Source organism: Neisseria weixii (genome assembly GCF_002327085.1).
Taxonomy (GTDB): Bacteria; Pseudomonadota; Gammaproteobacteria; order Burkholderiales; family Neisseriaceae; genus Neisseria; species Neisseria weixii.
The window spans coordinates 1,381,411-1,397,107 of the sequence record NZ_CP023429.1 but is presented as its reverse complement, the minus strand read 5'-3'; the positions used below and the strand labels follow the sequence as shown (position 1 = coordinate 1,397,107).

10 protein-coding genes and 5 pseudogenes are annotated in these 15,697 nt (G+C 49.5%); 3 read left to right on the top strand and 12 right to left on the bottom strand.

Annotation, left to right across the window (positions count from 1 at the left end; all coding sequences use genetic code 11):
- Positions 1-185: 185 nt before the first annotated feature.
- From CGZ65_RS07095 to typA, 3 genes and pseudogenes are all read right to left on the bottom strand, one after another.
- Positions 186-667, bottom strand: a pseudogene (locus tag CGZ65_RS07095) (acyl-CoA thioesterase).
- Positions 668-746: 79 nt separating this feature from the next.
- Positions 747-1,829 (bottom strand): magnesium/cobalt transporter CorA, encoded by a 1,083-nt coding sequence (corA, locus tag CGZ65_RS07090; protein ID WP_096295351.1) that lies wholly within the window; start codon positions 1,827-1,829, stop codon positions 747-749.
- Positions 1,830-1,909: 80 nt separating this feature from the next.
- Positions 1,910-3,720 (bottom strand): annotated as a pseudogene (typA, locus tag CGZ65_RS07085) (translational GTPase TypA).
- Between the two features lie 436 nt (positions 3,721-4,156).
- Between typA and bfr (CGZ65_RS07080) the strand changes: the two are divergent.
- Positions 4,157-4,621: a bacterioferritin gene (gene bfr, locus CGZ65_RS07080; RefSeq protein ID WP_096295350.1), complete on the top strand. Its 465-nt coding sequence runs from the start codon at positions 4,157-4,159 to the stop codon at positions 4,619-4,621.
- A 19-nt stretch (positions 4,622-4,640) separates the two neighbouring features.
- Positions 4,641-5,113, top strand: a pseudogene (gene bfr / locus CGZ65_RS07075) (bacterioferritin).
- A gap of 150 nt (positions 5,114-5,263) precedes the next feature.
- Here the strand turns inward: bfr (CGZ65_RS07075) and CGZ65_RS07070 are convergent.
- Both CGZ65_RS07070 and CGZ65_RS07065 read right to left on the bottom strand, forming a co-directional pair.
- A pseudogene (locus CGZ65_RS07070) lies at positions 5,264-6,206 on the bottom strand (bile acid:sodium symporter family protein).
- Positions 6,207-6,349: 143 nt separating this feature from the next.
- Positions 6,350-7,264, bottom strand: coding sequence for an NAD(P)H-hydrate dehydratase (locus tag CGZ65_RS07065; protein ID WP_096296127.1), 915 nt, complete (start codon positions 7,262-7,264; stop codon positions 6,350-6,352).
- Positions 7,265-7,339: 75 nt separating this feature from the next.
- On the opposite strand from CGZ65_RS07065, the gene CGZ65_RS07060 reads away from it, so the two are divergent.
- A complete protein-coding gene (locus CGZ65_RS07060) occupies positions 7,340-7,999 on the top strand; it encodes a cytochrome b/b6 domain-containing protein (protein ID WP_096295349.1) in 660 nt (219 codons plus the stop codon).
- Positions 8,000-8,203: 204 nt separating this feature from the next.
- On the opposite strand, the gene tadA is transcribed toward CGZ65_RS07060, so the two are convergent.
- The 7 genes and pseudogenes from tadA to CGZ65_RS07030 form a co-directional block, all read right to left on the bottom strand.
- Complete coding sequence (tadA, locus tag CGZ65_RS07055) at positions 8,204-8,923, bottom strand: tRNA adenosine(34) deaminase TadA (protein ID WP_096295348.1); 720 nt, start codon at positions 8,921-8,923, stop codon at positions 8,204-8,206.
- 1 nt (position 8,924) lies between these two features.
- A complete protein-coding gene (gene miaA, locus CGZ65_RS07050) occupies positions 8,925-9,875 on the bottom strand; it encodes a tRNA (adenosine(37)-N6)-dimethylallyltransferase MiaA (RefSeq protein ID WP_096295347.1) in 951 nt (316 codons plus the stop codon).
- A gap of 237 nt (positions 9,876-10,112) precedes the next feature.
- Positions 10,113-11,410, bottom strand: a pseudogene (gene aroA / locus CGZ65_RS07045) (3-phosphoshikimate 1-carboxyvinyltransferase).
- A 416-nt stretch (positions 11,411-11,826) separates the two neighbouring features.
- Positions 11,827-12,417, bottom strand: coding sequence for a pyridoxal-phosphate-dependent aminotransferase family protein (locus CGZ65_RS14085; RefSeq protein ID WP_232507394.1), 591 nt, complete (start codon positions 12,415-12,417; stop codon positions 11,827-11,829).
- Positions 12,381-12,956: a pyridoxal-phosphate-dependent aminotransferase family protein gene (locus CGZ65_RS14080; RefSeq protein WP_232507393.1), complete on the bottom strand. Its 576-nt coding sequence runs from the start codon at positions 12,954-12,956 to the stop codon at positions 12,381-12,383. Before CGZ65_RS14080 ends, CGZ65_RS14085 begins: the two co-directional genes overlap by 37 nt.
- Positions 12,957-13,533: 577 nt before the next feature.
- Positions 13,534-14,538, bottom strand: a complete 1,005-nt coding sequence (locus CGZ65_RS07035; protein ID WP_096295346.1) for an IS5 family transposase — start codon at positions 14,536-14,538, stop codon at positions 13,534-13,536.
- A 74-nt stretch (positions 14,539-14,612) separates the two neighbouring features.
- Entirely contained in the window at positions 14,613-15,500 is an 888-nt protein-coding gene (locus CGZ65_RS07030; RefSeq protein ID WP_096296126.1) for a LysR family transcriptional regulator, read from the bottom strand.
- Positions 15,501-15,697: the final 197 nt, after the last annotated feature.

The window sequence follows — 15,697 nt, the reverse complement described above, 5'->3', positions numbered from 1 at the left end:
AAAATGTTTTTCAGACGGTCTCGATCCTTTTGTATTGAATTATCGGATTGAATCCAATAATGATGGAATGAAGATTTCTGAGGCATTTCGGGTGTTGCAACAGTCTCGTTATTTTAATGATATAAAACAATGCCGTCTGAAAAGCTTCAGACGGCATTGTCAATGGGGTTTAAAGAAACCTGTAGTTAAGATTCGCAAGAAATCTTGCTGCTTTGCAAGCTCATTTCTTTGCGTTTTTTGGCTTTTTCCCAGCGGCAGCGTTGTAATTCGGTTTTCACTTCCAATTGCGGAATTTCAACCGTTTTGCCGTTTTCCATGGCGACCATGGTGAAATAACAGCTGTTGGTGTGGCGGATGACGCCGGTGCGGATGTTTTGCGCTTCGACACGGATGCCTATCTCCATGGATGTTCGGCCGGTGTAGTTGACGCTGCCGTAGAAGGTGACCAGTTCACCAATGTGAGAATCGGCTCTTTAAACAACACGCGGTCGCAGGAAAGGGTGACGCAATAGTAGCCGCTGTAACGGCTGGCGCACGAGTAGGCCACTTGGTCGAGCAGACGCAGTAAATCGCCGCCGTGAACGTTGCCGCTGAAGTTGGCAGTATCGGGCATCATCAGTTCGGACATGATCAATTCGTGTGATGCTTGGCGTTGGGTATTTTCCATATTGATGGCTTATGTTTGCTATAGATTTAATAATTATAATAAATTAAAAAATAAAATCCAATTTAATTTGTAAATTTTGTTATAACCATTTTCTACGGGAGAAGAAAATCAACAGGCCGATGATAATCGTCGCCATTAGGCCAAGCACGGCGTAATAGCCGTAATACCAATGCAATTCGGGCATATTGTCGAAGTTCATGCCATAAGTGCCGGTAATCACGGTTAGGGGCATAAATATAATGGTGATGACGGTTAATACGCGCATTTGCTGGTTCAGGCGGTTGGATTGGAACGACAAATACACGTCCATCATGCTGACGACCATGTCGCGCGAGGCTTCCAACGTTTCGATCAGCTGCAAATTATGATCGTACACGTCGCGCAGGTAAACGGTAGACTCGCCTTTGAAAATATCGTAGTCGCCACGTACGGCAAGCTGGTAAAACACGTCGCGCATGGGCAATAAAGTACGACGCAGACGCACGGCATCGCGTTTGAGACGATGAATGCGGCTTAATAAGGTGTCGTCGTTTTCATTTTTGAATAGGGCGTTATCGATGGCCTCGACGCGGTTGTCGTAATCTTCCAAGACGATGAAATAATCATCCACAATGCGGTCAAGCAAATAATAAGCCAAAAATGCGGCGTTTTTATCCAAAACATGATGGGGGTTGTGGCGCATAAGCTGGCGGAATTGGCTGAACAAGCCCAACGGCTTTTGCTGGAACGACAAGACAAAATCTTTACCGATTACCAAATACACTTGATCCGAATGCAGCTTGGTGGCGCCATAATTGTACACTTGCGCGGCGATGAAGATATAGTGGCCGTAATCTTCGATTTTTGGGCGTTGCTTGCGGCTGAGAATGTCTTCAATCACCAATTCGTGAATGCCATAGGGCTGAAGCGCGTGCTTGAGCAGATCGATGTTGTTGATGCCGATAAAATGCAGCCAATTGGTTTGCCCGGCTTCGGCGGCAATGATTTTGGGCAGCTTTTTGCCTTTGGCTAAATAATCATGCTGCGCAAAGTTGTCGGCAGAATATAAGGTTTGGTGGATGGCGGCTTTGGGCGCGTTGCTGGTGTTGCTACGCGGCGCAGTTTGCTCGACATTGGTGTCGGGCTGTTCACCTTCGGTAGTGTGAGCAGGGTGATTCTTCATGATAGACAAGTTAACATTAAAAAGGCCGTCTGAAAAAACATTATAGCTTTTCAGACGGCCTTTGTATGGTTAAATCGAAATTAATCCAATTTTTTGAAGTGGCGGCGGCGTTCTTGTTCGCTCAAGTGGCGTTTACGCAGGCGGATGGATTTTGGCGTAATTTCTACCAATTCATCATCGTCGATAAACTCTACCGCGCCTTCCAAAGTCAGCTTGATTGGCGTGGTCAAGCGCACGGCTTCGTCAGTGCCGCTGGCGCGTACGTTGGTCAGTTTTTTACCTTTTAATGGGTTAACGACCAAATCGTTATCGCGGCTATGGATACCGATAATCATGCCTTCATAGATTTTTTCGCCCGGAGACACAAACATGCGGCCGCGGTCTTCCAAGTTCCACAAGGCATAAGCCACGGCTTCGCCTTGTTCTTGCGAAACCAACACACCGTTGTGACGACCCGGCATATCGGCTTTCACCGGTGCATAATCATCAAAAACGTGACTCATCAAGCCGGTGCCGCGGGTCATGGTCATGAATTCACCTTGGAAGCCGATCAAACCGCGTGCCGGAATGTGGTATTCCAAGCGGGTGCGGCCGTTGCCGTCGCTTTCCATGTTGGTCAATTCGCCACGGCGGCGGCCAAGCTCTTCCATGACTGCGCCTTGGTTGTCGTCAGGGACGTCAACGGTCAGGTTTTCATAAGGCTCGCATTTTTCACCGTTGATTTCGCGGTACACCACGCGCGGTTTGCCGACGGCCAATTCGTAGCCTTCGCGGCGCATGTTTTCCAACAAAATGGTCAAGTGCAATTCACCACGGCCGGAAACGCGGAAAATATCGGCATCATCGGTATCTTCGACACGCAGGGCGACGTTGGTCAGCAATTCTTTTTGCAAACGGTCGCGGATTTGGCGCGAAGTCACGAATTTGCCTTCGGTGCCGGCCAATGGAGAAGTGTTTACCATAAAGTCCATAGTCAACGTTGGTTCGTCAACGCTGAGCATAGGCAGGCCTTTAGGGTTGTCTTTTTCTGTGATGGTGACGCCGATACCGATGTCTTCGATACCGGAAATAATCACGATGTCACCGGCTTCGCCTTCTTCCAATGGCACGCGTTCCAAGCCTTTGAAGCCCAGCAATTGGTTAATGCGGCCTTGAGCGACTTGGGTGTCGTGGTTCATTACGGCAACCACTTGACCCGGCTTGATACGGCCGTTCAAAATGCGGCCAATACCTAAGCGGCCGGTGTAGTTGTCGTAGTCGAGTTGGGAAATTTGCAGCTGCAGCGTTTCATCGGCGCTGCCGTTTGGTGCCGGAGTGTGTTTCAAAATGGTTTCAAACAGCACACGCATGTCGTTTTCAGTGCCGTCTTCTTCCAAACGGGCAAAGCCGCTTAAGCCGGAAGCGTATACGATTGGGAAGTCGAGTTGCTCATCAGTCGCACCCAAGGCATCGAACAGTTCGAAAGTCTGATCGATTACCCAGCTTGGGCGGGCGCTTGGTTTGTCGATTTTGTTGATCACAACAATCGGTTTCAAACCCAAAGCCAATGCTTTTTTGGTCACAAAACGGGTTTGCGGCATAGGGCCTTCTTGCGCATCAACCAACAACACCACGCAATCAACCATGCCCAATACACGTTCTACTTCACCGCCGAAGTCGGCGTGCCCCGGGTATCGACGATGTTGATGTGGTAGCCTTCGTATTCGATGGCGGTGTTTTTAGCCAAGATGGTGATGCCGCGCTCTTTTTCGATATCGCCGCTATCCATCACGCGTTCGTCAACCTGCTGGTTGTCGCGGAATGTACCGGATTGGCGTAATAATTGGTCAACTAATGTGGTTTTGCCGTGATCGACGTGTGCGATGATGGCAATATTGCGAATTTGTTTCATGGCTTAAATCGTGCCTTAATAAGATTTTTAAGATAACTCGACATTATAGCACGATAAAAATAAAGCCGTCGGGTTGAGACGGATATTTTTCAGGCAGGATCTAATGGTGTTGTAGGATAATGTATAAAAGCAGTTGAGAATAATTCATAATTAAATTTGATGGATTTTTTTACTTTATTTGCTTTTATTTATGGTTAAAAAATGTAAATATCTGATTGCGTTGCAAGAGATTCTTAATACCAATGGCAACAAAAAGTGATAAAAATCAGCCAATTGATTTTTTCAGACGGCCTTTTTTCTTTAAGATATTTTTGATAATTATTTGTATTTTAAATAGAAAATTTGTATCGGGCGGCAATCTTCAATACAATATATTACATCCAATCCCGAAACCAACACATTTGCCCGAAACGGCATTCAAAAAAGAGGAAACACCATGCAAGGCAATCAACAAGTTATCGACTATATGAACGAATTGCTGGCCGGAGAATTGGCCGCCCGCGATCAATATTTCATTCATTCGCGTCTGTATTCAGAATGGGGCTACACCAAATTGTTCGAACGTCTGAATCACGAAATGGAAGAAGAAATCCAACACGCCGAAGCCTTCATCCGCCGTATTCTGATGTTGGGGGGCACGCCGAAAATGGTTCGTGCCGATATCAATATCGGTACTGATGTAAAAAGCTGCTTGCAAGCAGATTTGAACACCGAATACGAAGTGCGCGATACGCTGAAAAAAGGTATCAAATTGTGTGAAGAAGTTCAAGATTACGTTACCCGCGACTTGATGATTCAGCAATTGAAAGACACCGAAGAAGATCATGCCCACTGGCTGGAGCAACAATTGCGCCTGATCGAATTGATTGGTGAAGGTAATTATTACCAAAGCCAAATGTAATTGAACGAGGAGGCTATTTATGAAAGGCGACCGTTTAGTTATCCGCGAGCTGAATAAAAACTTAGGCTTGCTTTTGGTAACCATCAACCAATATTTTTTACATGCCCGCATTTTCAAAAACTGGGGCTTTGAAGATTTGGGCAAACATTTCTACAAACAATCCATCATCGAAATGAAAGCTGCCGATGATTTGATTGAGCGTATTTTGTTTTTGGAAGGCTTGCCGAACCTGCAAGAATTGGGCAAATTGCTGATTGGCGAGAGCACCGAAGAAATCATCACTTGCGATTTGACCAAAGAAAATGAAAAACACGAAGCCTTGGTCGCTGCTATTGCCTTGTGTGAAGAAAAGCAAGATTACGTCAGCCGCGACTTGTTGGAAAAACAAAAGATACCAACGAAGAGCAAATCGACTGGCTTGAAACCCGGCAGGAACTGATTGCCAAAATCGGTTTGGCAAACTACCTGCAAACCGGGGCGCAAGAGGACTAAAACACAAACCACTACCATATATAGCGGTTCTCTTAACCCAATCAACGGTATATCTGTGAAGATATGCCGTTTTCTTTATGGTTTTTAGTCATCAAAAGGCCGTCTGAAAGCAATGAGCGTTCAGACGGCCTGGTTTTCATTTAACAAGTATTAAGTATTTTTATCCGCTTTACCGGCCCAATAAAGAAGCCAGCAGCGAACCGGAAATATTGTGCCACACGCTAAACAGTGCGCTCGGTACGGCCACCACCGGTGCTGCGGCAAAGTGTGCAGCTGCCAAAGCTGCGCCTAAACCGGAATTTTGCATACCCACTTCGATGGCCAAGGTTTTTTGCGCATCGTAAGACAGCTTGCAGAATTTGGCTGTCAAAAAGCCCAACAAATAACCGATACCGTTGTGTAGAACCACTACGCCGAAAATCAGCAAGCCGCTTTCAATAATTTTGCCTTTGCTGGCGCCGACCACCGCACCGATAATCAGCGTAATCGTAATCACCGAAATCAACGGCAATATGCCGACGGCTTTTTCGGTTTGGGTTTTAAACAGCGTATGCGCAATTACGCCCAGCACAATCGGGAGTAACACTATTTTCAAAATCGACACAAACATCGATGTGGCATTGATGTCGAGTAATTCATTGGCCAGCAGCATAAAAATCATCGGCGTGAGAATCGGTGCCAATAAAGTAGAAATCGAAGTTACAGCCACCGATAAGGCCACATTACCGCGCGCGAGATAAGTCATTACGTTGGATGACGTGCCGCCCGGGCAGCAGCCGACCAAAATCACACCAACGGCCACTTCGGGCGGCAGACTAAATAATTGGGTCAGCAGATAAGCCACCAGCGGCATAATCACGAATTGCGCCACCACACCGATAATCACGGCTTTCGGGTGTTGGGTAATGATTTTGAAATCCGAAGGGCTGAGCGTCAAGCCCATGCCGAACATCACCACGCCGAGTAAAACCGGTACATATTGCAGCACCCATTTAAAGGTTTCAGGGGAAACAAACGCGATGATGGCGCATAAGGCTGCCCAAAAAGCAAAGGTTTTGCCGATAAAATGGCTGATTTGAGTAAGTTTGTTCATCATTGTTGACAATAAAATAAAAATCGCAAGCATACACGCGTTAGCGGCAGAATGCAAAACAGGCCGTCTGAAAATATATTTTTGGGTTTTCAGAAAATATATTTTTGGGTTTTCAGACGGCCTTTACGATAATAATGAAATAACTAAGCATGCCAAAGCTTAACCGGATTGGTTGTCTGATTGGTAAGCCGATTGCGCAACCAACGCGCGACCGGTGCAATTTCGCCGGCCAGCATACCGATTTCGCCGATTTGGCTGTCGCGCAAGACATCCGCTGCTGCGCCGTGCAACCACACACCGGCTTGAACGGCTTCTTGCGTATCAATACCCTGTGTTAATAGGCTGCCGATGATGCCGCTCAACACATCGCCGCTGCCTGCCGTCGCCAATCCGGCATTGCCGCTGAAGTTGGTATAAATCTGCCCGTCGGGCGTGGCGACCAAGGATTGATGACCTTTCAATACAGTGATGGCATTGAATGTTTGGCTGATGGCTTTTGCCGATTCCATACGGTTGGCCTGAATATCGGCGGTGGTGGCTTGCAACAATCGCGCGGCTTCGGCCGGATGCGGCGTGAGCACCAATTGGCCGTGTTGCTCAGCCATATTGCGGTAGGTTTGTGAGCGGGCAATTAAAGTGAGCGCATCGGCATCGAGTAATAAAGGCCGATTTCGGGTGTGTTGCAATGCCCATGTGATGATGTGTTCCCCATCTTCCTGTAAACCCAAACCGCAGCCGACTACCCATGCACCGATATCTGTACGCTGGCAGAGTTGTCCTGCTGTGGAGAGCATGATTTCAGGCCGCTCGGGAATCACGGCAAAGGGCAAACCGGTTTGGTTAAACCCTGCCCAAACCTTGCCGCAGCCTTGATACACCGCCGCTGTAGCCGCCAATACAACGGCACCACTCATGCCCGCTGCGCCGCCGATTATGGCTAAAGTGCCGTAAGTGCCTTTGTGCGAATCGCCCACGCGCGGGCGGAACACATGCGGAAATTGTGTGGCCGTCTGAAAAAGATGTTCCGGGTTAAGAATTCGATAAGGTGGATAAATCATGATGATACCGTCGGCAAATTTGTTTAAAATGGGGCAAACACAAATCTTCTCCATCTTATAAGAAAGAGCATAACAATGAAACAGAAAATCAAAGTTTGGGATTTGCCCACACGCATTTTTCACTGGATGCTGGTGTTGGCCATTGCCTTTATGTGGTACAGCGGCGAGACTGGCGGTAACTTGCTCGCTTGGCATTTGCGCTGCGGCCTGTTGGTTTTGGCTTTGGTGGTGTTCCGCGTGTGTTGGGGTTTTTGGGGCAGCGATACGGCCAAATTCAGCCGATTTGTGCGCGGGCCGAAGCAGATTATCCGCTACCTTAAAGGCGAAATTACCGAAAACGAGCAGCCCGGCCACAATCCGCTGGGCGCTTTGATGGTGTTGGCTTTGCTGGGTGCGGTGTTGGTGCAGGTAACCACGGGCTTGTTTTTACCTGATGACAACACGTTTATTTTCAACGGCTATTTAAACAGTCTGGTAAGCAGCAGCACGGGTGCGGCCATGCGCAAAATCCACTTTGGTTTCTTCAATCTGCTGTTGATTTTGGCCGCAGTGCACATCATCACCATTTTGGCATATAAGTTTTTGAAAAAACACAATTTGATTACGCCGATGATTACCGGCTGCAAAGAATTGGAAGGCAAGCTGCCGTTACTGAAATTCGCCGGTTCCGGCAAATTTGTTGCGGCTTTGGTGGTGGCGGTGATTGTAGTAGCGATTGTGGCGAATATCGGCTAAGTTGATGTTTAGCTAACAAAAAGGCCGTCTGAAAGATTTTCTTTCAGACGGCCTGAGACCTTTGTAAAACCGCGGATTTGAGTGCAGTTCGAAGTTATAGCAGCACAGAAAGCGAAGATATATCATAAAGACAGGTAAGCTTTCGAGCGCATAACGAAGAAATGTGTCAAAGATGGGGATTTTGCAAAGGTCTCAGCCTTTAGTTTAACCGCGTTTTTTTTGAAAAAAAGCCTGTAACAGATTCCGGCATTCATCGGCCAACACACCGCCCAAAACGGCAGTGTGTTTGTTTAATAAGCTGTTCTCGAACAAATTCAACACACTGCCTGCTGCGCCGGTTTTCGGTTCGACCGCCCCGAAAATCACCCGTTTTACCCGCGCCTGAATCAGAGCCGAAGCGCACATCGCGCAGGGTTCGAGTGTGATGTAGATATCACAGCCGTCGAGACGGTAGTTATTCAATGCCGCGCCTGCTTGTGCCAAAGCGCGGATTTCAGCGTGGTGGCTGATGTTGCAGTCTTGTACGCAAGTGTTGTGGGCAGCGGCGATGATTCGGCCGTTGTGTACCACCACTGCGCCGACGGGAATTTCACCCGTTTGGCCAGACTGCTCGGCTTGCCGCAACGCTGTCTGCATAAAGCTTGCCATTTCAGACGGCGTAGGGAATACGGACACGGGCATATGCTGCTTGATTTTTTGGTTTAATGCCGCTTTTTGCGCCTCACTTAAATCGGTAGCGGCAACGCCCAGCAGCAGGGCTTCGAGTTGCCATAAGGTGCTTTGGGTGACGGTGCAGCCGGCAGCTTTGAGCAGCAAGAATGCTTTTACCGAACCGGTTTCACGCAAATCCGCCAAGGTTGTAATACCTAAGCGATTCAGCGCGGTTAAAGTTTTTGGTGCAATGGGCGGAGTGCTCAATTTCATTTCAGACGGCCTGTTGGTCAAAATGATGGCGCACTAAGTTTAAGGCCGTCTGAAGATAATTATCTCCGCTATAAGGATCAAGCGCGTGGGCGAACGGAATTTTGTGCAGCCAGGTAAGCTGCCGCTTAGCCAGTTGGCGGGTGGCGACAATGCCTTTTTCGACAAAGGTGTCGTAATCGGTGAGGCCGTCGAGATAATCCCATGCTTGGCGGTAGCCGACGCAGCGCATGGCGGTGGAATCGGGCGTCAATTCAGGATAGCGGCTTTTGAGCAGCAGCATTTCGTCTAAAAAACCTTGTGCCAGCATCTGCCCGAAGCGCTTGCCGATTTGCGCGTGTAATAAGGCGCGGCTTTCGGGAATCAGCGCAATGGTGCACAAATCCAGCGGCGGCGTGTAGGCGGATTGTTCGGCAAAATGTCGGCTTAAGGGTTTGCCGGTCAGCATAAATACTTCAAGGGCGCGTTCGATGCGCTGGCTGTCGTTGGCTTTCAGACGGCCTGCGGTTTCGGGATCGATTTCCTGCAAACGCTGATACAAATGCGCCAAACCGTGCGCGGCTTTATCGGCTTGAAGCCGGCTGCGGATGGCGGCATCGGCTTCGGGCAAATCGTTCAAACCTTCGGTCAGCGCGTGGAAATACATCATGGTGCCGCCGACAATTAAGGGCAGCCTGTCACGCGCATGAATCTCGTTGACCAAGCGCACGCAATCGGCGACAAATTCCGCCGCGCTGTAGCTTTCCAGCGGCGAAATGATGTCAATCAAATGGTGTGGCACGGCAGAGCGTTCTTCAGCGGTAGGCTTGGCGGTACCGATGTCCATATCGCGGTACACCAGCGCGGAGTCGAGGCTGATAATTTCCACGGGCAGGGTTTCGGCGATTTTGAGCGCGAGGCCGGTTTTGCCGCTGGCGGTCGGGCCGAGAATGGCAAAGGCTTTGGGCGTGTTCATACAATGATTCAGATAATAGGGAACGGTAAACTATAACAAAAAAGTTGAGACCTTTGCAAAATCCCCATCTTTGGCACATTTCTTCGTTATGCGCTGCTCGAAAGCTTGCCTGTCTTCATGATATGTCTGCGCTTTCTGTGCTGCTTTAACTGCGAACTGTACTCAAATTTGAAGTTTTGCAAAGGTCTCAGGCCGTCTGAACGTTTTGAGTTTCAGACGGCCTTGACATATTAAACCTTACAATGCTTCGGTAATCTCACCGAACACGTCAAAATAAGTCGGGAAGGTTTTGTGCGTGCATTTCGGGTCGTTGATGATAACCGGCACGCCCAGCAGCGACACCAACGAGAAACACATGGCGACGCGGTGGTCGTCGTAGGTATTGATGACAGCATCGGCGTTTAATTGTGCCGGCGGTGTGATGTGGATGGCTTCAGGTTCTTCCACCACTTCCGCGCCGAGTTTACGCAATTCATTGGCCATTGCGGCGATGCGGTCGGTTTCCTTCACGCGCCATGAGCCGATGTTGCGCAGGGTGCAGGGTTTGCCGCTGGCCAGCGCAATCACGGCCAGCGTCATGGCTGCGTCGGGAATATGGTTCGCGTCCAAATCAAAGGCTTGCACGATTCGGTTTTCGGGACGCGAAACTTCGATGAAATCGTCCCCCATACTACGCCTGCGCCGATTTTTTCCAATTCGCGCGCAAAAGCCACGTCGCCCTGAATGCTGTTCAAACCGATACCCGTAACGCGTATCGGCGCGCCGGAAATCAGGCCTGCGCCCAAGAAATAAGATGCGCTGGAGGCGTCGCCTTCGACGTGCAGAACATCGGGCGCATGGTAACGCGCATCTGCCGGAATTTTGAACAAGCGGTAGTCTTCGTTAGCCACGTTCACGCCGAACTGCGCCATAAGCTTCAGCGTGATGTCGATGTAGGGCTTGGAAATCAGCTCGCCGACCATATGGATTTCAAAGGCCTGACCGGTCAGCGGCAAGGCCATCAACAGCGCGGTCAAAAATTGGCTGGATACGTTGCCTTTAATCGGAATCACGCGCGCGCCGTTGTCGGTAAACGCGTTGATATTCAGCGGCGGATAGCCTTCGTTGCCCAGATATTCAATGTCGGCACCGGCAATGCGCAGCGCATCGACCAAATTGCCAATCGGGCGCTCGTGCATACGCGGCACGCCGTGTAAGTGGTAATTGCCACCTAAAACGGCCAAAGCAGCGGTTAACGGACGGAATGCGGTGCCGGCGTTGCCCAAGAACAAATCGGCTTCACGATTGGGGAAAGCGCCGCCTGTGCCGTGTACTTTCAGACGGCCTGTTTCTAAAAATTCGATTTTCACGCCCAGTTTATCCAAGGCTTCGAGCATGCGGTCGGTATCGTCGGATTTCAGCAGGGAGCGGATTTCGCAGACATTGTCGGATAATGCGGCCAGCAGCAAAGTGCGGTTGCTGATGCTTTTAGAGCCGGGCAGGGCAATGGTGGACGGTTTGAGGCGGGAAGCGGGTAAGCGGATGGATTCGGTCATGATGTCGGGAATGAAAATGGTGGAATAACAGAATAAACGCATTATACACAGTTCGCCCCGATTACGGATAAGCAGTATGCAAGCCTGATGTGGGTTTTCGCCATTCTAATCAAGCTAAATGAATTTTCAGACGGCCCGAAACCTTTGCAAAACCTCAGATTTAAGGCAGTTCAAAGTTGTAGCAACACAGAAAACAAAGGCCTATCATGAAGATAGGCAGGCTTTCCAGCAGCGCAACGAAGAAATGTGCCAAAGATGGGGATTTTGCAACGGTCTCGGCCTTATATTGGAAAATAGATAAATCACGCATAAAAATGGCGCAAGTTGGATAAATAAAATATAAATGATGAGCGTGTATAGATTGAAAAAGGCCGTCTGAAAGATATTGTTTTCAGACGGCCTTTTATTCATGGCGCTTAGCCCACTTTAGCCAAGGCATCAGCAAATGAAGCAACCGTGCGGTCGGTGTTTTGCAGTTTGTCCAAGCCGAACAAGCCTAAGCGGAAGGTTTGGAAATCGCTGCGCTCGCCCACTTGCAGCGGAACGCCTGATGCGATTTGCAAACCTTGTGCGATAAAGGCTTTGCCGTTTTGAATGTCGGGATTATCAGTGTAGGCCACCACAACACCCGGTGCTTCGAAGCCTTCGGCAGCCACGCTCGGATAGCCGCGTTCGGCCAATAAACAGCGGATTTTGTTGCCCAATTCGGTTTGGCGGTCACGCAGGGTTTCAAAGCCGATGGCTTCGGCTTCGCGGATGACTTCGCTCAAGCGGAACAAACTGTCGGTCGGCATAGTGGCGTGATAAGCATGGCCGCCGTTTTCAAAGGCTTCTATGATTTGCAGCCATTTTTTCAAATCTACGGCGAAGCTGTCGGACTGGGTTTCTTGTGCTTTTTGGTAGGCGGCTTCGTTCAACATCACCAAGCCGGCACATGGTGAGCCGCTCCAACCTTTTTGCGGCGCGGAAATCAACACGTCGATGCCCAGTTTTCCATATCCAGCCAAATGCAACCTGAGGCAATACAGTCAATGACCAGTAAGCCGCCGGCTTCATGCGTGGCTTCGGCTAAGCGGGCGATGTAGTCGTCAGGCAGGATGATGCCGGACGCGGTTTCAACATGCGGCGCAAATACTACAGCTGGACGGTATTTGGCAATTTCGGTGCATACTTCATCAATCGGTGCAGGTGCGAAAGGTGCTTGATATTCGTCGGCTTGGCGGGCGGTCAAGACTTTGGTGTCATCGGTAATACAGCCTTGCTCGATGATTTGTGTCCAGCGGTAGCTGAAAAAGCCGTTGCGCACAATCAGGCATTTTTGATTACGGACAAACTGGCGTGCCACGGCTTCCATGCCGGTGGTGCCGCTGCCCGGAATCACGGCAACGTGCCGGGCATGGTAAATGGATTTTAAGGTAGAGGAAATATAGCGTAAGGCCGTCTGAAACTTTTGTGACATGTGGTTTAGGGCGCGGTCAGTGTATACCACCGAATATTCCAGCATACCGTCCGGGTCGATTTCCGGGCGGGGTAATGTAGCAGACATGGCGTTTCTCCTTGCGTTGTAGTTGGATGTTGTGCGGAAATCATATCATTTAAAAAAGGCAAATAAAAGGCTGACTTTACAGTATGAATGAAATGAAGCCGCCCGAACTTGATTTTCAGACCCTTTAAAAAATTCCAAACGAGAAATAGAATAGGTTTGAATGGTTTTGAATATTTTAAGTAATTGAAATAAATATATATTTAAACAAATTATCAGTAGAATTAATGCAAATTATCAAAAAAGATAATTAGCCAAACCGCCTTGCTTGCGTTTTTAATGGTGTCAACGACAGGCACTTGCCGATGGTGCCAGAAGAGGTTTCGGGTTAACAACTTGCGTGTCGCAAACTTAAGCGGTATGGCTTTGAAGACGGTCATACCGCTCTTTTTTTGTTATTAACTATGCTTTCATTACTAGGCCGTCTGAAATTTCAGACGGCCTGAGACCTTTGCAAAATACCGGCCGTCCCATCCAAACGGTTACCTGAACAATCAGGTAACCGTTTTTTCATTTTCAGACGTGTTTCCCGTCCGTATTTCCCCCAATCAGCCCCTTTATCGGGTGCACATTGCCCTTTTCAGGCAGCAGCAGGCACACGAAGCCTGCCGGCTGCCTTTGGCAGGTTCAGGCACACCGCTTTCAAATGGCTTTGCGCCGGTACTTTCCGTAAACCGAAATAACGCGCTCTTTTACAGCCGGATTTCCGGTGCGGCGTACCGAAGGTTTGCCCGGCCGCACAGCGCACTTCCGACAGCTGCGTATTGCGCTGTTTCTCCTGCTCCGTTAAAGGTTTGCCCCGCTGTGCCTTACGCATCATGCCGCCGGACAGCCGTTTGCTTTGCAGATGCTCCCGGTTGGCTTTACTGTCATACCCCTTATCGGCATAGACGGTTGTTCCGGGTGCGGTGCCTTCCGGCAGCGGTCCGAAATGGTTGCACTCACGGGCGTCGGCCGGGGTGGTGTGCTGTTTCCCGATACAGCCTTCCGAACCGGTGCGGGTGTGTTGTTTGCAGCCCAAGGTGAATCTGCCCTCTTTCTTCACCCGGCGCGCATCCTTGTCTTTGCCGGGCAGGGTTTCGGCAGTGATGCCGTTTTCATCGGTTTCGACAGCCTGACGCTGTTTGCCGCCGGCAGTTTGGATGATGGCGGCGTCAATCACTGCTGCCGGGGCTTTCTCTGTTTTTAAGCCTTTTTCGGTCAGCCGGCGGTTAACCGGTTCGGGAAGCCGGGCTAAGGCGTCATCCTGTGCCGGCCGGTTGCGGAAACGGCAGGGGGTGCTGCGGCCGGGTAAGGCGGCTTCATCAAAGCCGCAGAAGAAGCAGAAATCCGGACGGGCGGCTGAACAGCGTTCCGATTCCGGATCGGAAAGGCTGTGCCATTGGCCGGGCAATACGGCTTTGAGCACGGGCGGCAGCGGATAGGCGGGGCGGCCGCGGTGGCCGCGGATGTAACGGGTCTTTTGCCGGTTGGGCAGTTGTCCGGCGGGCTGCCAATCGGGCAGCCGGTTAATTTTGAGCAACGGGCAGCTGCCGGTATGTTTGCCCGTCATGATTCGGGCTTGTTGCTGGAAGAAGCTGCTCATAAAAAAACGCCTCTGAATCCTTTAGGGGAATTTAGGGGAGTTTTGGGTTTTTTTGCAAAGGTCTCAGCCTAGTTTTAATTTGGTTTGATTTGCCAAATCTCTTCCACGCTTTGTTTCAAAAGCTGCAAATCGGGATTGTCTTCGTATTCGCTGGTATAAATAAAATGCATAGGCATGGTTTGGCGGTATTCTTCCAATACCGATACCGGACGGCCGTCGCGAATGGCAGCATCGGCTTTATTGCTCGGCACCATCGCTACTCCTATACCATTAATCACCAAATCCAAAATGGCTTGCGGGTAATCACACAAGATTTGGCGTTTGGGCGACAGACGGTTGGCACGCCAGAATTGTTGCAGATGCTTGCTGCTGCCGGACACGCCCGACATTTCGATCCATGTGTAATTTTCCAAACTTTTCGGATTGGCGCGGATGGTGGCTTCTTCGCCTTTCGGACAAATCAACGAATAAGACAGGTTTTGCAAAAACAGGCTGCAAATGCCGCGCTGGTTGATGTTGCCCAAGAAAAAACCACCGTGCAGTGTTTTATTTTGAATGCGTGAGAGAATTTCTCCACTCATGCCGTATTGAATGTGCAGGCGGGTATTAGGCGTGTTTTGGTTGATGAGGGCGGTCAGGTTGGCAAGCTTGGTGGAATCAATCGGGTGGATAATGCCCAGCTGGGTTTCTTCGGTGAAGTCTTGCGCCAGTGTTTTGGCAAATTGTTCGAGCTTGTGTTTATGCTGCAGCAGGGCTTCTGCTTCGGGAAGGAATACTTCACCGGCGCGGGTGAGTGTCATGCCGTTGCTGGTGCGGTTGAAAAGCGGGGTACCCAAATCGCTTTCAATGGCTTTGATTTGGGCGGAAACGGCAGGTTGCGAGAGAAAAAGACGCTCGGCCGCTTGGGTCAGGTTGCCTTGATGCGCGACAGTTACAAAGGATTTTAATTGGTTGATGTCCATTTTTCGAGTTGATTTTGTTTTCTTATAATCGATTTTTAACATAATTTTTCTTTTTCTGAAAGTCAAAACAGGCTATCAAATCAATGATTTCGGTAAACATCATCAATAAATCGGATAGCAGCTATCAGAAAATAAGATTTGTTTCCTTGCTCAGACGGCCTTTTAATAGGCAGAGGTTTGTTGTGGAGAAGGATAAA

Coding starts and splice junctions, on each gene's coding strand:
- corA (WP_096295351.1), bottom strand. CDS start 1,829: ATGAAGAATCACCCTGCTCACACTACCGAAGGTGAACAGCCCGACACC.
- bfr (WP_096295350.1), top strand. CDS start 4,157: ATGCAAGGCAATCAACAAGTTATCGACTATATGAACGAATTGCTGGCC.
- CGZ65_RS07065 (WP_096296127.1), bottom strand. CDS start 7,264: ATGATTTATCCACCTTATCGAATTCTTAACCCGGAACATCTTTTTCAG.
- CGZ65_RS07060 (WP_096295349.1), top strand. CDS start 7,340: ATGAAACAGAAAATCAAAGTTTGGGATTTGCCCACACGCATTTTTCAC.
- tadA (WP_096295348.1), bottom strand. CDS start 8,923: ATGAAATTGAGCACTCCGCCCATTGCACCAAAAACTTTAACCGCGCTG.
- miaA (WP_096295347.1), bottom strand. CDS start 9,875: ATGAACACGCCCAAAGCCTTTGCCATTCTCGGCCCGACCGCCAGCGGC.
- CGZ65_RS14080 (WP_232507393.1), bottom strand. CDS start 12,956: ATGTCTGCTACATTACCCCGCCCGGAAATCGACCCGGACGGTATGCTG.
- CGZ65_RS07035 (WP_096295346.1), bottom strand. CDS start 14,538: ATGAGCAGCTTCTTCCAGCAACAAGCCCGAATCATGACGGGCAAACAT.
- CGZ65_RS07030 (WP_096296126.1), bottom strand. CDS start 15,500: ATGGACATCAACCAATTAAAATCCTTTGTAACTGTCGCGCATCAAGGC.